The organism is Paraburkholderia silviterrae, assembly GCF_004353915.1.
In the GTDB taxonomy this organism is placed as follows: domain Bacteria; phylum Pseudomonadota; class Gammaproteobacteria; order Burkholderiales; family Burkholderiaceae; genus Paraburkholderia; species Paraburkholderia silviterrae.
In genome coordinates this window covers 26517-47294 of record NZ_SMRP01000006.1, presented here as the reverse complement: position 1 = coordinate 47294, position 20778 = coordinate 26517, and the positions used below count along the sequence as shown (strand labels likewise).

The following is a 20778-nucleotide window of genomic DNA, read 5'->3' as shown; positions in this document are numbered from 1 at the left end:
ACAGAACCGATAGCCCGCCGCCTTGCGTGTGGGAAGGGTTGCGCTACAACTTCGAATTCATGACCTCGCTGTGCGCCGGACGCGGTGTGGCTCGACGCGCAACCGCGCAGGCGTCTGAACTAGGAGCATTTACCCACGCCCTCGTTGTCCGGTTTGTGTCGCAAGAATCTGCGCAGCACCCACGCGGCCGCAAGCCCTGGAAAAAGCACGGCGAACGGCGGCGCCAGGACGAGCGCTGCATCGCGGCCGATGGGTTCGTACGTGGTCTTGAGGTCGTCCGCGGCGAACTGCTGGTGAAGTTTGTCCGCGACTTCCTTCGCGCTGATGTTGCGCGGCAGCCCCTCAATCCGCTCGCCATCTCCGAGGGCAAACGTCAGCGAGCCGTCGCTGGCGGTCTGGATGGCGATATCGAGGCGCGAGTCTCGACCAGGCGGCCTGGTGGTGCACTTGGACTGAAGCGGCGGCTCGACCGCGCTCCCGGCATCGTCATCGCCGAGACAGTCGAGCTGCGTTTGGACGGCCCGCTGAATTTCAATCGCGCTGGGCGTTAGCGGGGCAGCGAAATAATGAGGAACCACGACCGACCATAGCGTGCCGACGATCCAGAACAGTGTGGCCACGGCCCAAAGGCGCAGCAGAGCGCGTGCCCATGCGATTCGTCCTGGCATTGGTCTGTCTCCTGGCTCCATTGCCGCCATGGCCGTCGTCGATTACCCGTCGCACAGCGCAATGCGTCCAGGATGGCATACCGCCAGGGACAAAAATTCCGTCCTCTTTCGCACACTCATTCCTGCAACGAGCAACTACAGTTTAGTTGTTGGGGACAATCCTGCAGGTGGGACCGGTCATTGTCTGATCGCTGTCGCACGGTGTAAACGCCATGAAAAAAGTCATCAGCGCGCTCCTGCTCGCCTCTGCGCCGTTCGTCGCGCGGGCCGAAACGCCATTCCTCTATTCACATAGCGCAATTGTCTACGACGTCGGGCGCGGCGAAGTCCTGCTGGAAAAGAACGCCGACGACGTCCAGCCGATCGCATCGCTCACCAAGCTGATGACGGCGATGGTCGTGCTGGACAGCGGCCAGTCGCTGGGCGACACGGTGAGCGTCGACGACGACGACATCGACCGGCTCAAGCACTCGGGGTCCCGCATCCCGATCGGTGCGTCGCTCGAACGCGGCGAGATGCTGCGCCTTGCGCTCATGGCGTCCGAGAACCGCGCGGCGTCCGCGCTATCGCGCGCGTTTCCGGGCGGCCAGCCGGCGTTCATCCAGCAGATGAACCAAAAGGCGCGCGCGCTGCAAATGGCCAATACGCACTTCGACGATCCGACCGGGCTCTCGCCGGACGATCGCTCGACGGCGCGCGACGTCGTGAAGATGGCGGACGCCGCGGCGCACTATCCATTGATCAGCGAATACACGACGCTGCCCCGGTACCAGGAGGCGATCGGCACAAGGACGAGGTTCTATCACAACACCGACCCGATAGTGCGCTCGCCCGATTGGGACGTGCGGGTCGCCAAGACCGGCTATATCCGCGAGGCGGGGCGCTGCATCGTGGTCGATGCGAACATGCCGAATGGTCAGGTGATGATTGCGCTGCTCGGCTCGCAAACCTCGTGGGGGCGCTCGGCCGATCTCGTCACGATACGGCGATGGTTGAACGGCGACGAAACGCCGGTTGTCGCGCCGCACTATGTCGCCGGCACCCGGCTGCATCATCACCGTTTGACACTCGCGCATTCGCATCGCGTCAAGGTGCGGCTCGCATCGTACCGGACAGCTTCGGCGTCCGGCGCGCACCGGCAGACCGTCAGGCACCATGCCGGCAAGCGGGTACACCACGCGCCTGTTGCCGCCTGAGCCGAATCGGTTGCCCGTGAAGACAAGGTCGTCGTGCCTGGGCTGCGCGGATCGCCACGAGGTCACGGACTGGGTGCGGCCCGAGCAGGTCCCTGAATCGATGAAAGCTGGGGAGGCATTGTGACCATCACCCCGACGCCAGGCGCGAACCCGTGCGCCGAGCCCGCGCGTAGCGGCCTGAGCATCGACGCGCTGCGGCGCGGCGTGCTCGACAATCTTATCTGCCTGCAGGCCCGCACGCCGGGCATTGCGACGCCGCACGACTGGTACATGGCGCTTGCCTATAGCGTGCGTGACCGCATGCTGGCCCGCTGGGCCGCGACGATCCAGACCTATGCCGCGCGCGAATTACGGGTTGCGTGCTACCTCTCCGCCGAGTTTCTGATTGGCCCGCAACTGGGTAACAATCTCATCAATCTCGGTATCGAAGACAATGCGCGCGCCGCCATGCGCGCGCTCGGCCAGGATCTCGACGAACTGCTCGCGCTCGAAGAAGAGCCGGGGCTCGGCAATGGCGGGCTCGGCCGGCTCGCGGCCTGTTATCTGGATTCGCTCGCGACGCTCGAAATTCCGTCCGTGGGCTACGGCATCCGCTACGAGTTCGGTATCTTCAATCAGGAAATCCGCGATGGCTGGCAGGTCGAAGTCACCGACCTTTGGCTGCAAAAGGGCAATCCCTGGGAGATCGTGCGCCCGAACCTGAACTACTACGTCTCGTTCGGCGGCCGTACTGAAATGTGGCACGATGCGCAAGGCCGCCTTCGCGTGCGCTGGCTGCCCGCGCGCATGGTCAAGGGCGTGGCTTGCGATACACCCATGCCCGGCTTTCGGGTCAATACGTGCAACACGCTGCGCCTGTGGAAGAGCGAGGCGATCGAGTCCTTCGACCTGCAGGACTTCAACGCCGGCGACTACTACCAGGCCGTGCAGGAAAAGGTGATCTCCGAGACGCTGTCCAAGGTCTTGTATCCGAATGACGAGCCCGACGCCGGCAAGCGCTTGCGCCTTGCACAGCAGTACTTCTTCGTCTCGTGCTCGCTGCAGGACATGCTGCGTCTGCTCGATCTCAAGGGCGAACCCGTTTCGCGTTTCGCCGACATGTTCGCCGCGCAACTGAACGATACGCATCCTGCCATCGCCGTCGCAGAGCTGATGCGCCTGCTCGTGGACGAGCGGCTGCTTTCTTGGGACGAGGCATGGGACATTACGCGCCGCACGCTCGCGTATACCAACCACACGCTCCTGCCCGAAGCGCTGGAGACGTGGGGGTTGCCGCTCTTTAGCCGGTTGTTGCCCCGTCCGCTCGAGATCATCTACGAGATCAACCGCCGCTTCATCGACGAGGTGCGGCTGAAATATCCCGGTGACGAGGCGCGCGTGGCGCGGATGTCGATCATTGACGAGGCCGGTGAGAAAAAGGTGCGCATGGCCCACTTGTCGAGCATCGGTTGCCACGCGGTGAACGGTGTTGCAGCGCTACATTCTGCACTCCTTACGCAGACAGTGCTGCGCGACTTCGCGCAGATGTGGCCGGAACGTTTCCACAACGTCACGAACGGCGTCACGCCGCGCCGCTTCATTCTGCTTGGCAATCCGGGCTTGGCCCGCTTGCTTGACGAAACGGTGGGCGAGGGCTGGGTCACCGACCTCACGCGGCTTCGGAAGCTAGAGGTCCATGCCGATGATCCGGCGTTTCTGGCAAAGTGGCGTGCGGTCAAGCGTGCGAACAAGGAGGTGCTGGCGCAGCGCATCCGCCACGTCACGAATGTCATGGTGGATCCCGACGCACTGTTCGACATTCAGGTCAAGCGTATTCACGAGTACAAGCGGCAGCATTTGAACGCGCTTTACATCATCACGCTTTACCAGCGTCTGCGCCGCCATATCGAGCAGGGCAGCGTGCCGCGCTGCTTTATCTTTGGCGGAAAGGCGGCGCCAGGCTACGCCATGGCGAAACTGATGATCCGGCTGATCACGGGCATCGCCGAGGTCGTGAACAACGATCCCATCACCCGGGACAGGCTCAAGGTCGTGTTCTTTCCTGACTTCAATGTCAAGAACGCGCAATGCATCTATCCCGCCGCGGATCTGTCCGAGCAGATTTCAACGGCCGGCAAGGAAGCGTCCGGGACCGGCAACATGAAATTCATGATGAACGGCGCGCTCACAATCGGCACGCTGGATGGCGCCAATGTCGAGATCCGCGAAGAAGTAGGTGACGAAAACTTTTTTCTGTTCGGACTGACCACGGAACAGGTGGAATGCGTCAAACGCGAAGGCTATCGGCCTGCGCAATATGTCGAAGGCAATGCGCCATTGCGCGACGTGTTGGACCTGATTGCCGGCGGATACTTTTCGCGTGGCGACTCGCAGGTGTTTCGTCCGCTCGTCGAGAACCTGCTGCACGCCGATCCCTTCCTCGTGCTTGCCGACTACGCCGACTATGTGGCGTGTCAGGAGCGTGTGAGCGAGGCCTGGAAAGACGAGGCGCGCTGGACGCGCATGTCGATCTTCAACACGGCGCGCTCGGGGAAGTTCTCGTCGGATCGCGCGATCGGCGAATACTGCGAACGGATCTGGAAGATTGCGCCCGTAAGCATTGGCCTCGATCGCGAAAGCACACATTGACACGGCTAGTGAAGCTGCCGCAGCGAGGCTTGCTGGACGGCAAGCGACCGCTCGCCGATTGATACCTTCACGCGGGAAGCGCTTCTATGCCGAACCACGTGGACACGCACGCGAGCGCCTGATCGAGACTCTGAAGCATTGTCATGCTCACTCTTATGACCTCTTGCGTCGGCTGCTTCAGGTCGGGCACCGTTACGACGCGTATCCCCGCGCGATGGGCGGCCAGCACACCGTTCTCACTATCCTCAAACGCCAGGCAATCGCCCGGCGATTTGCGCAGACGCGAAGCCGCAAGCTCATAGACGGCCGGATCTGGCTTGCCTCGGGCGACTTCATCGCCCCCGGCAACCGCATCGAAGAAGTCGAGCACGCCGACCCGCGCAAGCCGCGCTCTAATCTCCTGCCCGCTCGATGACGACGCTACGGCGCACGGGATTCCAGCGTTGGCCAGCGCGCTCAGCAGGCCATGTACTCCCGCCTTCAGTGGGTACACCGGTGGCGTCGCTGGAGAGTGCAAGCGCTCCCGAACTCGCGTAAGCGCTTCCTGAAAGAGCGGTTCGGCGCCGAACATCGTGGCGAGCATCGCGTGGCATTCAGGCAGCGACCTGCCGATGATCTCGGCATAGTCGACCGGGTGGATCTGAACCCCAATTTCCTGCCCGACGGCTATCCACGTGTTCATGATCGTTCGCTCCGAATCGATCAGTAGCCCGTCCATGTCGAAGATTGCCGCGGAGAACATATTCAAAGAATCCGAAGTGCTTGGGGTAGATGCCACTATAGCCGCATGGTGAAACGCCATGTGGTCAATTACGACGGAAATCTGCCTTGGTGCGCAACTTGTCTCCTGCGTTAAGCGGGGTGCGTCAGTCGTTCCCGGCGCCACGGCCTGGGGCGCTCGACAGGCGCTCCGCGAGGATCGCCGACACGCCGAGAAACGCCGGTTATTCGGCGGTGATGTGCGCGCGCTTGACGATCTCGGCCGGGTCGATGCTCGCGGCCGGCTTTCAGGAGGCGCGCGATTTTGCGGCTGAATTGCGCGCGGCGGGCGCCAGCAGACTTTTGAGCGCGGCCGGCGAGCCATTGAGAAAGGCGTCGACCTGCAGCGCCACGTGCGCGTCCAGATCCTTCGGCACGGGCAGGCCGTATACCCATTTGCGCACGCCGACATAAAAGATGCTCGCGTGCAAACTCCAGATCAGTTCGAGCTCGGCTTCCTTCGCAGCGGCCGTGGCGGGTATCGGGAGATCATAGGCATCGCGTATTTCCGCCATGACCGGGCGGAAGATGCGCTCACGTAATTTGTCCAGATAGCGCCGGTTGATGCCCTCGCGCGTGAGACCCGCAAAGATGAAGGTGCGAATCCATTCGCGTTGCAGGATCACGTGAGAATAGGCCGTGTATAAAGCGCACAGACGCTCTCGCAGAGGCACACTGCGGTCGGCGATCAGCCGCTCCCACGCCGGGTCCCACCGGTAGACCTCGCTATATACGCGATCGATGAGCGCTTCCTTGCTGGGGAAATAGCGGTATAGCAGCGGTTGCGTGATGCCGATCTGCTTTGCGAGTTCGCGCGTGCTGCCCGAAAAACCATGCGTTGCAAAATGCTCGATCGCCTTGTCGACGATTTGCTGTTCGCGCTCTTCGGGGGCCAGCCGCCGGGCAGTGGGATGGGCGTCGGCAGGTGTGTCCTTTTTCCGCTCGGCCAGTGGCGATTGACCGGTTGCAAGGCGCTTCGGCGGTGGCATGCGTTGTCTCTTGGCGGGCGATAATGGTCGATCGATAAATTATAGGGGATCGGGGCATCAACGCGGGCCACGGCGCGTCGGTGTTTACCCGCCTACACGCCCATCATGGGAACCACCTGCGCGGCGCGCGTGAGCGGACGTCTATCCACTGCGGCCGCGCCGGTGGGCAGGGCGAGCAACTGCCCACCGACATAAAGCGTGTGGCGCTCGGCTATCGTGCGAATCTCACCGGCTGCCAGCAGCTTTTCGCGCCCAAATGCGCGTGCCGGCGCCGACAAGGCGTATTGCAGCTCCACGCTGTCAAATCGCATCTCGACGAGCGACTTGTCGACGAGCTCGCTGACACAGTCCATCACGGCTGTGCTGGAGAGCGCCGCATCGCCTGCGATCTGGCAAGCGGCCACGCGAGAGAAGGGACGGTCGAAGATGCAAAGGCGCCTGAACACCGTCTGCTCGCGATTGCTAAGGAGATCGAAGCTCCAGTCGAGCGTGGAGCGCAGGTTCTGATGTCTGGGCTGAGCCGTTCGATAGCCGCTGCCGAGGTACAGCAAAGGCTCGTCGAGCCCCTGGCGGATCCCTTCGAGGCCGAGCACGGAGGCACGGCTTGCTGCCAGCTCGAGTGCCAGCGGAACGCCTTCGAGGCGGCGGCAAATCTCCTTGACGACGCTCAGCCGCTCGCCGTTCATATCGACATGCTGTCCGTTCGAGAACAGCCGCCGCAGGAAAAGGCGCACGGCGGGCGAATAGAGCGTGGTTTGCGCGTCGCTGTCCGCATCGGGGAGTGCCAGCGGACCGACACGGTAGACGACCTCGAAAGACACGCGCAAGCGGAACCGGCTCGTGACGAGCATGCGGAGCCGGGAATGGGCGGCACGGCCGATCAACCCGACGATCTCGGCGACGTGCGCGATGACATGCTCCGCGTTGTCGATCACCAGCAGCCCTGGCATGGCCGCAAGCGCTTGCGCGAGGCGCCGGGCATCGGGCTCATTACGCTCGTCGAACTGGAGGCCGCAGCTATGGGCGAATGCCTGGATCACGGCGTGACGCGTGCGATGCGCGGCCAGCTCGACCGAGCGGACGTCGAGCGCCTTCTCAGTGGCAAGCCGATGCGCGACTTCCCGCGCGAGCGATGTCTTGCCGATTCCACCGGCGCCCGCGAGCGTCAAGACACGCGTCGAATCCATCAGCGCGCGAATTTCAGCGATTGCCGCTTCGCGGCCGATCAGGGCGTCGTTGGCGAGCTGCGTGAGGCCGGGCACAGGCTCAGCGTCGCGCGGCCGGCTCGGGACCTGCGCTCGCGGTGTGTCGCGGCGGGATACGGCCAGTTGATAGCCGCGTCCGGGCACCGTCACGATTAGCTCGCGGTCGGCACCCAACGCTTTGCGGATCGCCGAAAGCTGCACGTGAATATTGTTTTCCTCGACGACCGTATTGGGCCAGACGGCCTCCATGAGCTCGCTTTTCGACACGAGCCTGCCGCCCGCCAGGGCGATGGTCGCGAGGACGTCGAACGCGCGCGAACCGAGCTCGAGTGCGTGGTGGCCGCGGCGCAGGGCGCGCCCGCCGAGATCGACCTCGCATTCACCAATCGGGATGATTTGCGCGCGGGACGCGAACGTTGGGGAGTCGGCTGTTGCTTGATTCATGGCTGTCTCGTCCGACGTTGATCGGTGGGCTGCGCGCGCCAATCGGTTGTGACATGGGCGTTCTGGTCGCGCGGGGACGGTGCTGGAATGGATCATAGCCAGGCCGTGTTATCCCCCCGTTACCCCCAAATTAACTTTAGTTAACCTGCCGCTGCCGGAGTATTTCCGGGCGCCGCCTGGCGAGGGCCGGCGCGAGAAAAGTCGCTTTGAAGCCCGGCGCCGCGGCGAACATTAATTAAATTTAATGAGCCGCGAAAAACGGATCGCGGTCTGTGGGCGGATAATTGGAGGCTATTTGTCAGGGGTGGGGGGACAGGGTGATACGCGCCGCGCTCCTTGCATATCCAGAAGGTCGGAAAGGTCGGGAAGGTCGGGAACCGTGAGCAGCTGAGATGAAGATCTTGTTAGTGGAAGACAACCAGCAGGTCGCGAGCTTCCTGAAGAAGGGGCTCGCGGAGGCGGGACACGTGGTTGACTTCGCCGATAACGGCCGCGACGGCATGTACCTGGCCATGGGCGGCGCCTATGACGCGATCATTCTCGACCGCATGCTGCCGGGCGGCGTCGACGGGCTCAGCATCGTGGCGGCGCTCAGGGCCACGGCGAGCAAGGTGCCGGTGCTGATCCTGAGCGCGCTCGACGCCGTGGACGAGCGCATTCGCGGGTTGAAAGCCGGGGGCGACGACTACGTCGTCAAGCCGTTCGCTTTCGGCGAAGTGCTCGCCAGACTCGAAGTGCTGATGCGCCGCTCGCAGAGCGACGCATTCGAGACGACGCTCAAGGTGGGCGACCTGTGCATCGATCTGCTTTCGCGCCGGGTGACGCGTGCCGGCAAGGCGATTGCCCTGAAGCCGCGCGAGTTCAAGCTGCTCGAATATATGATGCGGCATGCCGATCAGGTCGTGACGCGCACGATGTTGCTGGAGAATATCTGGGAATACCACTTCGACCCGCAGACCAATGTGATTGACGTGCACGTGAGCAAGCTGCGCCAGAAGATCGATGCGGGCTTTGACCGTTCGCTGCTGCGTACCGTGCGAAACGCCGGATACATGCTTTCGGCCGACACCTGAGTTGCCATTGCTCGTGAAGCTGCGCATGGATACGACTGCCGTCATGAACCTCGAAGAATCGACAACTCAAACGCTGTGGGACGACGGCGCCTTCGTCCTTTCGCGGATCACGACGCGAATCACGACGCGAGAGGCGGCGAAAACACGTCTGTTGGTGAGTCCTTGCGCCAGCCAGCCCTCCGCCGATGCCCTCGCATGGCTCGAGAACGCCTATGGGCTGCGCGCGCGGCTCGACAGTCCGCGCTTCACGCAGCCCGTTGCGCTCTTGAGGGAAGAACGCCGCACGGCGCTGATCCTCGACGATCCAGGCGGCGCGGTCCTGTCCTCGATCGACGCGCACGGCTTGCCGCTCGCTCAGGTACTGACGCTCGCGGCAAGCATGGCGGCCGCGCTCGATGCCCTGCATCGGCGCGAGCTCATCCATAACGACATTCGGCCCGCTCATCTACTGGTCAACCTGAAGGCCGGGTCGGCTGCGCTCACGGGCTTCGGCCTGGCTTCGTCCTCGGCGCTGGATGGCGACGCGATCAGCCAGCCCGTGCTGTTCGCGGACGCGCTGCCCTACGTCGCGCCCGAACGCACCGGGCTCGTCAACCGGCGTGCCGATGCGCGCTCGGATCTGTATTCGCTGGGTGTCGTGATCTACCGGATGCTCTGCGGAAAACTGCCCTGGCAGGCCAGCTCGGCGGCGCAATGGCTGCATTGCCATACCGCAATGCGCCCCATCCCGCTCAGCGAGCATGTGCCTGAGATTGCCGGGCCGCTCGCCGCCATCGTCGAGCGGCTGCTCGCGAAAGCCGCCGAGGACCGCTACCAGAGCGCGCGCGGCGTGGAGCACGACTTGCGCCTGTGCGCCGAGCAATGCCGGCGACACGGCCGCATCGAGCCATTCGCGCTCGGCACGGCGGACACGCACGAGCGCTTGCTGATTCCCGACCGGCTGTACGGGCGAGAGAAGGACGTGCAGGCATTGACGAGCGTCTTCGAGCGGGTCGCGCGCGACGGCTCGACCGAATTCGTCCTCGTGTCCGGCTATTCGGGCATCGGCAAATCGTCGCTCGTCGAGGATTTTCATCAGGCGATGTCATGGGCGGGAGGCCGGTTTGCGTCGGGCAAGTTCGACCAATACCAGCGGGACATTCCGTACGAGACGATCGCGCAGTGCATGCAGACGGTCGTTCAACAGATCCTCGACGAAGGCGCGCCCGAAATCGGCAAATGGCGCGCGCGCATTCAAGACGCGGTGGGCCCGCTCGGGCGTCTGATGCTCGACCTGATTCCCGAGCTCGAGCGCGTGACCGGCCCGCAGCCCGACGTGCCGGAACTGCCGCCGCAGGAAGCGCAGACCCGCTTTGTCGCCGTGCTGACGCGATTCATAGGCGCATTCGCCCGTGCGGAGCAGCCGCTGGTGTTGTTTCTGGACGACCTCCAGTGGCTCGACTCAGGCACGGCGTCGGTACTCGAGGCGCTCGCGAAAGGGCCGGGCGTGAAGCATTTGATGCTGATCGGCGCCTGGCGCGACAACGAAGTCGACGCCGCGCACCCATTGACGCGCGTGGTCGCCGCAATCCGCGCGGGGCAGGTCCGCGTTCATGAGGTGTTGCTGGCGCCGCTCGCCGAGCACGACGTTGCCCGTCTCGTTCGCGACGCCACGCACGGCTTGATGGAGCAAACGGCGGAACATACCGCGCAACAAACGGCGGAACAAGCGGCGCAGCATGGCGCGCAGCTCGCGCGGGTCGTGTTCGACAAGACGGGGGGCAATCCGTTTTTCGCCGTGCAGTTTCTCCAGATTCTCGCCGACGAAGGCTACCTCGCCTTCGATCCGGCACGCCGCGAATGGGCATGGAACGCGGACCGGATCGCGCGGCGCGGCTTTCCCGATAGCGTCGTCGACCTGATGGTCGGCAAGCTCGGCCGCCTGTCCGGATCGACGCGGCAAGTGCTCGCCGATTTCGCGTGCCTCGGCGCCAGCGTGTCGACCTTGGTGCTGGCGCGCGTGAGCGGCCAGCCGGCCGAGGCCGTCGATGCCGCGCTCGCCCAGGCGGCGGCGCAAGGCATCGTCTATCGGCGCGCCGATGGCTACGCGTTCGTGCATGACCGTATCCAGGAGGCCGCCTATGCGCTGATCGCCGAGACGGCGCGCGCGGCAGCGCATTTGCGCATCGGGACGAGGCTCGATGGAGGCGACGGCGACCCGGCGCTGGCGCCCAATATCTTCGAGGTCGTCAATCAATACAATCGCGCGCTCCACGTGATCGACGATAGCCGGGTGCGCATGCGCGTGGTCGCGCTCAACCTGCGCGCCGGCCGCCGTGCGAGAGCCTCCGCCGCCTATGGGTCCGCGCTCGCGTATCTGAGCGTCGGCAGCGATATTCTCGGCAGCGTTGCCTGGCAAACACATTACGGCGAAAAATTCTCGCTCGAGCTCCTGCGCGCCGAATGCGAATTCCTCACGGGCAATGCCACGCAGGCCGAAGCGCGCCTGCGCGATCTTGTCGAACGCGCCAATACGATCCCAGACCGGGCAGCGGTGGCATTTCTGCGCGTCACGCTGCATACGGCGCTCGATCAGATGCAGGCGGCTATCGATATCGGCCTCGGCTATCTGCGCCATGTGGGCATCGAGTGGGTTGCGCACCCGGCTCGCGAGGCAGCCAAAGCGGAGTATGCGAGCCTGCTCGGCCGGCTTCAGCAACGGCCGATCGCGTCGCTCATCGAGCTGCCCCTGTTGCAGAACGAGGCGCTGGAGGCAACGCTCAACGTGTTGACCGCGGTCTTGCCGCCGGCCTTCTTTACGGACGAGAACCTCGTTTGCCTCGTGCTGGCCCGCATGGCCAACCTGAGTATCGAGCATGGCAATGCGGACGCCTCCTCGCTGGGCTTTGCCTACCTCGGCATGGTGGCCGGCCCGATATTCGGCGACTACCGCGCGGGCTTCGAATTCGGCAGGCTGGGGCTCGCGCTCGTGGACGAGCGAAAGCTGGCCCGCTTCCGGGCCCGCGTGTATATGTGCTTCGCCTATCACGTGATGCCATGGACACAGCCGATGCACGCGGGGCTGCCGCTATTGCGGCGCGCCTTCGAGGCGGCGCAGCAAAGCGGGGACCTCACCTATATCGGCTTCAGCAGCTGCTGTCTGGTGACAAGCCTGCTGGCAGCGGGCGAGCCGCTGGCCGAGGCCGAGGACCAGGCCGTCGAGCGCCTGCGCATCGTGCGGGCCGCGGGATTCGGGCTGATCGTCGACATCATGACGGCGCAATTGTCCTTGATTCGCGGCCTGCGGGGATTGCCGGCCTGGCTCGGCTCCGCCGAGGCGGATCATGCTAGCGAGCGCGCGCTCGAGCAGCATCTCGAAGGCAATCCGGCGCTCGCCATCGCGGCGTGCTGGTATTGGATACGCAAGCAGGAGGCGCAGTATTTCGCGGGCGACATTGCCGGTGCGCTGAAGTCGGGGGAACGCGCCGCGCCTTTGCTATGGACGTCGTCGGGCCACTTCGAGCTGGCCGAATACCATTTCTTTTCCGCGCTCACGCGCCTGCAAAGCCATGACGCGCTGGCGCCGGACCAGCAGGCCGCCAACGAGGCGGCGCTGGCGGAGCACATCGAGAAGCTGCATGGCTGGGCCGGGCATGGCCCCGCGAACTTCGCCTCGCGTGCCGCCCTGGTCGACGCCGAACGGGCGCGCACGCAGTCGCGCGAGTTCGAGGCGATGCGTCTCTATGAACGTGCGATCGAGCAGGCACGCGAGCAGCGGCTGCGGCATATCGAGGGACTCGCCAACGAGCTGGCGGCGCGCTTCTACCTGGAACGCGGGTTTTCGACCATAGGCATGGTGTATTTGCGCAATGCCCGGCAGGCTTACCTGAGCTGGGGGAGCATGGCCAAGGTCCGCTCGCTCGACGCGCGCCACCCCGAGCTGGCCGTGCAAGACGCGGGGAGCGCGCCGCACGGACCGGTGGCGAATCGGCTGGACGCGGAGACGGTCGTGCGGGCGTCGCAGGCCATTTCGAGCGAGCGCGTGCTCGAGCGCCTCATGCATACGCTGATGTCCATCGTGCTCGAGCACGCGGGCGCGCGGCGTGCCGTGCTGGTCCTGCCGCATGCGGAGCAGCTTTGCATCGAGGCGGAGGCGAGCGCCGCGCGCGAGGGCAGTGCGGTCGAGGTCGGCCGCCGGCCGGGCTCGCCGCAAGCGGTGCCGCTGGCGATGCTCCATCACAGCCTGCGCACGCACGAAGCGGTCCTCGTGGACGACGCCTCGATCGACAATCCCTTTGCCGCCGACGAGTACTTCATCGGCAGGCACGCGCGCTCGGTGCTGTGCCTGCCGCTCGTCAAGCAGACCCGCCTGATCGGCGCCCTGTATCTCGAGAACGAACTGGCGCCCGGCGTTTTCACGCCCTCGCGCATGGCGGTGCTCAAGCTGCTCGCGTCGCAAGCCGCGATCTCGATCGAAAATGCCAGCCTGGAGGAGATCGAGGCGCTGCTCGAAGAGAAGGAGGCGCTCCTGCATGAAGTGCATCATCGGGTCAAAAACAATCTGCAGTTGATCAGCAGCCTGCTCAGCCTGCAGGCGGCGCGCGTTGACGACGCCTCGGTGGCGGAGCTTTTCCTCGACAGCAGAAACCGGGTGCGCTCCATGGCGATGGTTCACGAAAATCTCTACAGGGCCGGCAATTTCGCCCGTATCGACATGGCGCCCCATATCCGCAATCTCTGCGCGCATCTCTCGCGCGCCTATGAATTGAGCCGGCTCGACGTGTCGCTGGACGTGCTCGTCGACGACGTGCAGCTCGACATGAATCGGGCGGTTGCATGCGGGATGATCGTCAACGAACTCGTGTCGAACGCGCTGAAGCACGCGTTTCCGCAGGGGCGCAGCGGGCGGCTGCGTGTCGAGCTGGTGTCCAGTGGCGAGCGCGCGTGCAGGTTGAGCGTGTCGGATGACGGTGTCGGGCTGTCGCCCGAGTATTCGATCGAGCAGGCCGAATCGCTCGGACTGCAAATCGTTTCCGACCTCTCGCGCCAGCTCCACGCAACGATCGCTCTCGGCCGCGACACCGGCACGAGCTTCGACATCCATTTCAAACTCTGAAAATCGGGCAGACTTGAACATGGCGCCGGCACGCATACTCATAGTGGAAGACGATCGGGTGGTCGCGCGCGACATTGCCCAGCAAATGGTGCGCTGTGGGCACACGGTCGTGGGCAGCGTCGCGAGCGGCGAAGAAGCGATCCAGATGGCGACGCGGGCGCTGCCCGATCTCGTGCTGATGGACGTGCGCCTCGAAGGCGAGCTGGACGGCATCGACGCGGCACGCCAGTTGCGCGACGCGCTCAATCTGCCCGTCGTGTTTCTCACGGCCTACGCGGACGAGGAAACCGTCCGGCGCGCGACCGTGACTGAACCGTTCGGCTATCTCCTCAAGCCCTTCGACGACCAGCAACTGCGCACGGTCGTGGAAATGGCGCTGTACAAGCACGGCGCTGAGCGCCGCCTGCGCGAGAGCGAGCAACGCTATGCCGTCACGCTCGCGAGTATTGGCGACGGCGTGATTGCGACGGATTGCGATTCGCGTATCACGCTGATCAATCCCGTGGCCGCGGCGTTGACCGGATGGGCGCGGGAAGAGGCCGTGGGCCAGCCGCTCGAAAAGGTGCTGGTGCTGATCGACGAGGACACGAATATGCCCTTGGGCGACGTGGGGGCCGCCGTCCTGCGCAATGTCATGTCGGCTGGCTCGCCCGTGAGGATCCGGCTAGTGGGCAGACAGGGCCGCGAATTGCCGGTCGAGAACCGGGTGACGCCTATCGTCGACGAGGCGGGGCAGGTCGTTGGCGTGGTGCTCGTGATTCGCGACGCGACCGAGGCGCGGCGCGCGGCCCAGGCGGAAATCCTGCGCGAAACCAACGAGCGTCTCGGTCTTGCCATGCGCGGATCGAACGTGGGCGTCTGGGAGCTGGAGCCGTCGAGCGTGGCGGGCCGGCAGGGGACGCTGCGCTGCTGGAATATCCGCGAATGGCTTGGCTACGGCGAGCATGCCGCCGCGAGCGGCTTCGACCGTTTCATGGAGATGGTCCACCCCGACGACCGCGACCATTTCGACGCGAAGTTCAAACGAAACTGCGCGGATGCCGGCGGCGTGTTCGAGATCGAGCACCGGGTTTTGCACCGCGACGGCTCATACCGTTGGGTGCTCACGCGCGGCACACCGCAGCGCAACGCGTTGGGCACGCCCGTGCGCGTGAGCGGCACGCTGGTGGACATTTCCGAGCTCAAGCGCGTGGAGCAGGCCTTGCGCGCCAGCGAAGAGCGCTTTCGAGGCACGTTCGAGAATGCGGCAGTCGGGATCGCGCACTGCGGTATCGATGGGCGCTTCTTGCGCGTGAATCAGCGCTATTGCGAGATCGTCGGCTATACCCGCGAGCAACTCCTGACGATGACGTTCAGGGACGTCACGGAGGAAGGCTTCGTGCCCGGCAGCGAGAGCCGGTTCAAGCAGCTGTTCGACAAGGAAATCGCGCACTACACCGAGGACAAGCTGCTGATCCGCGGCGACGGCTCGCGCGTATGGGTCAATGTCTGCGTGGCGATGCAATGGGATTCCAGCGACCAGGTGCACCATACGATCGCGATCTTGCAGGACATCTCCGAGCGCAGGGCGCTCGAAGCCACGGTGCGCATCGCACGCGACGAGGCGCAAGCCGCGAACAAGGCCAAGGATCAATTCCTCGCCCATATCAGCCACGAGCTCAGGACGCCGCTGAACGGCATTCTCGGCTACGCGCAGATCCTGCGCCGCGACGACGAACTCGGCGCGCGGCAGCGCTCGCATGTTTCGGTCATCGAACAAAGCGGAACGCACCTGGTGACGCTGATCGACGACTTGCTCGAGTTTTCGCGCATCGGCGCGGGCAGGGTCGAGCTGCAACTGAGCGACATCTTGCTCGCGCCGTTCCTCGAGATGCTGGCCGAGATGGTTGGCGTGCGCGCGCGGGAGAAAGGCCTCACGCAGACGTGCATGATTTCGCCTTGCCTGCCGGGCATGATTCGAATCGACGAAAAACGCCTGCGCCAGGTGTTGCTCAACCTGCTTTCGAATGCGGTGAAATTCACGGACGAAGGGGAAGTGACCTTCGCGGTGAAACAGGTCAGCCGGGGAACGTTGCGTTTCGAGGTGCGCGACACGGGCCTCGGCATCGCCCCCGATCAACTCGAACGTGTTTTTCAGCCCTTCGAGCAGGCGGGCGACAGCGAACGGCGCAGCGCCGGGCTAGGGCTGGGACTGTCCATCAGCCAGCAGCTGGTCCGGCTGATGGGCAGCGAAATCCAGGTGCAGAGCGAATACGGACGAGGCAGCCGGTTCTGGTTCGATCTCGACGTGCCAGGCGATTTCGCGGCGCAGGTGCACATGTGCGCAGACTCGACGCCGCCGCCGGAAGGCGCGAGCGAACCGCAAGCCGCGGCGAGGGTGGTGGTGCCGGGGCACGAGGACATGGCCATGCTGCATCGTCTGGCGTTGCGAGGGCAAATGCGCGATGTCATGCGCCATGCCGATGCGCTGCTCGACGACGACGGGCGCTATCAGGAATTTGCATCGAAGGTGCGCCGGCTGGCGGAGAATTTCGAAACTCGGGAATTGCTCTCCTTCATCGAGCAACAATTGAATGGACGATAGTTGGCATGGCAGACGAGTTCGACAGTAATCCCCCGCTCGTTCTGGTCGTGGACGATACCGCCTCGAATCTGGGCCTGGTAGTCGACTTTCTGGAAGGCAACGGGCTGCGCATCTCCATCGCGCGCGACGGCGAGGAAGCGCTCGAACGCGCGGAGCTCGTGTGTCCGGACTTGATCCTGCTCGACGTGATGATGCCCGGGATCGATGGGTTCGAAGTGTGCCGCCGGTTGAAAGAGCGTCCGGCCACGCGCGAGATTCCCGTGATCTTCATGACCTCGCTGTCACGGACCGAAGACAAGACGACGGGCTTCCACGTTGGCGGCATCGACTACGTGACCAAGCCGCTGCAAATGGAGGAACTGCTCGCGCGCGTCAAGACGCACCTGAAGCTGCGGCGCTTGCAGCAAGCGCTGCAAGCGCAGAATGTGCGCTTGCAGGAAGAAGTGCGCAGCCGCGAAGTGGCGCAGGAAGCGCTCATCGAGATGATCAACAGCGTGCGCAACACGTCGAACGCGATCGCGCACGATCTGCGCACACCGCTTGCCGAGCTTCGCGCGAGAATGGAGGTGATGATCTTCGACCTGAAGAAGAAGGTCGATGGAGAAACGCTCGAACGGCTCGAAAGCGCATTGGCCGACATCGATCGCGTCATCGGCATTTTCAATGCGCTGCTGCGTCTCGCCGAAATCGATGCGGGCGTGCGCAAAGCCGGCTTCGTGACGAGTGACGTGGCCGATATCGTCGCGGAGGCCGTGGAGTTCTATCAGCCGCTGGCCGAGCTGCGTGGCCTCACCTTGACGCTGGCATGCGCGGACAGCCTGCCGGCATGGGTGGATCCCTTGCTGATCGCGCAGGCCGTCGGCAATCTCATCGACAATGCCATCAAGTTCGCCCAGACCGAGATCCTTGTCTCGGTGAGCGACCACGTTGGGCTGGTTGAAGTCGTCGTCGCGGACGATGGCCCAGGCGTGCCCGATTCGGAGAAGACGAAGGCAACCGAGCGGTTCTATCGCGGCGACGCGAGCCGCGGAACCCCGGGCGTCGGTCTGGGGCTGGCGCTCGTCAAAGGGGTGGCGACCTTGCATCGCGGCGAGCTCCGGCTGGAGGACAACCATCCGGGGCTCGCCGTGAAGCTGACGCTGGCGCGCTAGGGCCTGTTATTCACGCGAACAGGCCTTAAAGCGCGGTTTCGGCTAAAGCGTCGTGTGCTTCGGCAGGGCTCGACGCGCGGCGCTTGCCCTGCAGCGAGGGGATATCCGCGAACAGCGCCGTGAGCCACTCGACAAATATCCTGAGCTTCTGCGGCATATGGCGGTTGGGGGGATAAAGGACCGAGACCGGCCGCGGCGCGACGTTGAAATCCTGCAAGACCTCTTGTAGCGTGCCGGCCTCCAGCAACGATTCGACGAGATAGAGCGACGTCTTGACGAGACCGAGGCTCGCGAGCGCGCAGGCCGTTTGCGCGTCGGCGTCGTTGACGGCAACGGCGCCGCGCATCTGCACCGTGCGCAGCTTGCCGTCCACCAGATAATCCCAGGCGCGCTGCCGCCCGGTATCGGATGAGACGTAGTGCACGGCGGTATGTTGCGCGAGGTCGTCGATCGTCACCGGTACGCCGTGCTGCGCGAGATACGCGGGCGTGGCACACGTGCAGGTCGACATGCTGCCGATGCGCTTTGCGACCATGGCCGAGTCCGCGAGTTCACCCACGCGTACGACGCAATCGACCCCTTCGCTGACGAGATCGATTTGCCGGTCGGTCATGCTGATCTCGATCGCGATCTCGGGATAGCGCGCCACGAAGTCCGGGAGCGCCGGAATCACGACCGGTTTCGCCATGGCGGGCGGCATGTTGACCTTGAGCTTTCCCTTGGGTGCGATCTTGGCGCGCGAGAGCGACGCTTCCATGTCGTCGATTTCGCACAGCACGGCGATGCAGCGTTGATAGTAGGCGCTCCCGTCTTCGGTGAGCGAGACGCGGCGCGTGGTGCGATTGAGCAGGCGGCAGCGCAGGTGGTGTTCGAGTTGACCAAGCAGCGCGGAAACGCGTGGCGTCGTCAAGCCGGTCAGCTCGGCTGCACGCGTGAAGCTGCCGGTTTCGACAATGCGCGAAAACACGCGCATCGAGAGCAAGGTATCCATGTACGAGCGCTTTTCCAGGCGGCGGGTTGAATCTATTTTTCTGCTTCGTTGCTGGCCGGCCCGCTGGATGGTTGCGAGTCGATCTCACCCACGAGCATGTTGTCGACGTAGCACCAGACCCAGCGCTCGCCAGGCTCGATCGAGCGCACGAGCGGATGGCCGGTTTCGTGAAAGTGCTTGCTGGCATGCCGGTTCGGGGAAGAGTCGCAGCAGCCGGCCTTTCCGCATATCAGGCATAGGCGCAAATGGACCCAATGTCCTCCGGACTTGACGCATTCTTCGCAGTAGTCCTTATGGGTATGCAGGATGTGTGCTTGACTGAGATGGGTACAGGTCGTGGTCACCGTTGACTCCCTTGGTGAGCGAATGGGCGAGAGAACTGAAAACCCCTCCGTTCAGGCATGACAGGGCTATTCCATTATGCAGTGTTGCCGGCGCCCGATTCTTAATCGTTATTAATGGCGACAACGGACGCTTCCTCTATGAGCCTCGACGAGCCACCATAGTGCTCAGCAGATGGGCGAATCGTGGGTCAGCCCAGCTGCGCTGGCAGCGCGGCGAACGATTCGCTGCCCATGAGGAGGCGCTTATGGCTCAGTCGCAACACGTCAAGGTAATAGGGCTGCCGCACAGCCGGGAGGCCTATGAGATTCGCGACTTTCTGAAGCGCGGCGTGGTCGAATACGAATGGTGCGAAATGACGTCCGACCGGGACTGCATGCGCGAGCTCGGCGTAGAGACGCTGCGCGACATGCGCTTGCCCGTCGTGCTCTTTCCGGATGGCACGTGCGTTCAGCAACCCACGCTGGCCGAGATCGCGGCGAAACTGGGCTGGGTCACCAAGCCACGCTTGCGCGAGTACGACGTGTCGATCTACGGGGCGGGGCCTGCGGGGCTTTCGGCCGCGGTGTATGCGGCCTCGGAAGGCTTGAGGGCCGTCGTTATCGAGCGCAACGCGGTTGGCGGCCAGGCGGGAACGAGTTCGCTGATCGAGAACTATATGGGCTTTCCGCAGGGCATTCCCGGCGCGGAGCTTGCCGAGCGCGCCCGTCAACAGGCGGTGAAATTCGGCATCGAGCTGCTGATGATGCGTGAAGGCGTTCATGCGACCTTCGTCGATGGCAAGATTCGCGTCGATCTGGCCGACGGCTCGATCCTGTGCGCGAAATCGAATATCTGCGCGACGGGGATCGAATATCGGAGCCTCGGCCTGCCGCACGAGGATAAATATCTGAACGCGGGGCTCTTTTACGGCGCGGGCGCGAGCGAGGCGCCCATGTGCATGGGACAGCCGGTGTGCATCGTCGGTGGCGGGAACTCCGCGGGGCAGGCCGCCATGCACTTCGCGCAACATGCCAGCGAAGTGACGATGATCGTGAGAGGGGCGTCGCTGGCCGCCACGCTCTCACAGTATTTGATCGAGCGTCTGGAGCGCGAAGCCAACGTCAAGGTCAGGTTCGAGTCATCCGTGAGCGCGCTGCATGGCGACGGAAAACTCGAGGCCATCGAGATTCAGTCTCTGAACGGCGAGCGCGAAGTGGTCAAGACAGGTCATCTTTTCGTTTGCATCGGCGGCTCGCCGAACACGGAGTGGGCGAAAGACACCCACATCATCCGCGACCCGAATGGCTACCTCGTCACAGGCAGCGACCTCTACGAACATCCGTCATTCGATACCGTGTGGCCGATCGACAGGCGGCCTTACTTTCTCGAGACCAGCGTGCCAGGATCGTTCGCGGCGGGCGACGTGCGAGCCGGCTCGGTCAAGCGGGTTGCCTCGGCAGTCGGTGAAGGCGCGATGGCCGTCACCTTCGTGCACCGGTATCTCGCCGAGAGTCGTCCGGTGGCTTCAGGATGCCTTAAGAATAATTAAGGCGCGAACTCGCCGTAATGCGCGAGCTCGCCGCACAAGCTGGAATTCCGAAAAGATCGGACTCGCTGGTAAGTGACGGGGCAATTCGGCTAAGGCGAGTCATGCCCCTGAACTTAAGGTGT

General features: G+C 64.0%; 13 protein-coding genes. 7 read left to right on the top strand and 6 right to left on the bottom strand.

The window, feature by feature from the left end; translation table 11 throughout:
- Positions 1-119 precede the first annotated feature (119 nt).
- Positions 120-668 (bottom strand): hypothetical protein, encoded by a 549-nt coding sequence (locus EYW47_RS14295; RefSeq protein ID WP_133195487.1) that lies wholly within the window; start codon positions 666-668, stop codon positions 120-122.
- A gap of 212 nt (positions 669-880) precedes the next feature.
- Here EYW47_RS14295 and EYW47_RS14290 point away from each other — a divergent pair, with 212 nt between their 5' ends.
- Complete coding sequence (locus EYW47_RS14290; RefSeq protein ID WP_133195486.1) at positions 881-1864, top strand: D-alanyl-D-alanine carboxypeptidase family protein; 984 nt, start codon at positions 881-883, stop codon at positions 1862-1864.
- A gap of 120 nt (positions 1865-1984) precedes the next feature.
- Complete coding sequence (locus tag EYW47_RS14285; protein ID WP_377785007.1) at positions 1985-4492, top strand: glycogen/starch/alpha-glucan phosphorylase; 2508 nt, start codon at positions 1985-1987, stop codon at positions 4490-4492.
- Between the two features lie 67 nt (positions 4493-4559).
- On the opposite strand, the gene EYW47_RS14280 is transcribed toward EYW47_RS14285, so the two are convergent.
- The 3 genes from EYW47_RS14280 to EYW47_RS14270 all read right to left on the bottom strand — a co-directional run bounded on the left by EYW47_RS14280 (position 4560) and on the right by EYW47_RS14270 (position 7889).
- Entirely contained in the window at positions 4560-5234 is a 675-nt protein-coding gene (locus EYW47_RS14280; RefSeq protein WP_133195785.1) for an HAD family hydrolase, read from the bottom strand.
- A gap of 265 nt (positions 5235-5499) precedes the next feature.
- Complete coding sequence (locus EYW47_RS14275; RefSeq protein ID WP_133195485.1) at positions 5500-6240, bottom strand: TetR/AcrR family transcriptional regulator; 741 nt, start codon at positions 6238-6240, stop codon at positions 5500-5502.
- Positions 6241-6332: 92 nt separating this feature from the next.
- Positions 6333-7889 carry an ATP-binding protein gene (locus tag EYW47_RS14270; protein ID WP_165976560.1) on the bottom strand — a complete coding sequence of 519 codons (1557 nt, stop codon included), beginning with the start codon at positions 7887-7889 and terminating at the stop codon, positions 6333-6335.
- Between the two features lie 392 nt (positions 7890-8281).
- Between EYW47_RS14270 and EYW47_RS14265 the strand changes: the two genes are divergently transcribed.
- Genes EYW47_RS14265 through EYW47_RS14250 form a run of 4 tightly spaced genes read left to right on the top strand, consistent with a single transcriptional unit; the run spans position 8282 to position 17792 of the window.
- On the top strand, positions 8282-8962 hold the full coding sequence (locus tag EYW47_RS14265) for a response regulator transcription factor (protein ID WP_133195483.1): 681 nt from the start codon (positions 8282-8284) through the stop codon (positions 8960-8962).
- A gap of 25 nt (positions 8963-8987) precedes the next feature.
- On the top strand, positions 8988-14057 hold the full coding sequence (locus EYW47_RS14260; RefSeq protein ID WP_240763686.1) for an AAA family ATPase: 5070 nt from the start codon (positions 8988-8990) through the stop codon (positions 14055-14057).
- Between the two features lie 43 nt (positions 14058-14100).
- Positions 14101-16641, top strand: a complete 2541-nt coding sequence (locus EYW47_RS14255; RefSeq protein WP_240763685.1) for a PAS domain S-box protein — start codon at positions 14101-14103, stop codon at positions 16639-16641.
- Positions 16642-16646: 5 nt separating this feature from the next.
- Complete coding sequence (locus tag EYW47_RS14250) at positions 16647-17792, top strand: ATP-binding response regulator (RefSeq protein WP_133195481.1); 1146 nt, start codon at positions 16647-16649, stop codon at positions 17790-17792.
- A 25-nt stretch (positions 17793-17817) separates the two neighbouring features.
- Here EYW47_RS14250 and EYW47_RS14245 read toward each other — a convergent pair whose 3' ends face one another.
- Positions 17818-18783, bottom strand: coding sequence for a LysR family transcriptional regulator (locus EYW47_RS14245; protein ID WP_133195480.1), 966 nt, complete (start codon positions 18781-18783; stop codon positions 17818-17820).
- Between the two features lie 32 nt (positions 18784-18815).
- The gene (locus EYW47_RS14240) at positions 18816-19127 is read right to left on the bottom strand and encodes a UBP-type zinc finger domain-containing protein (RefSeq protein WP_133195479.1); all 312 of its coding nucleotides are present in this window, start codon (positions 19125-19127) and stop codon (positions 18816-18818) included.
- A 14-nt stretch (positions 19128-19141) separates the two neighbouring features.
- On the opposite strand from EYW47_RS14240, the gene EYW47_RS14235 reads away from it, so the two are divergent.
- The gene (locus tag EYW47_RS14235; protein ID WP_276322944.1) at positions 19142-20656 is read left to right on the top strand and encodes an NAD(P)/FAD-dependent oxidoreductase; all 1515 of its coding nucleotides are present in this window, start codon (positions 19142-19144) and stop codon (positions 20654-20656) included.
- Positions 20657-20778 lie beyond the last annotated feature (122 nt).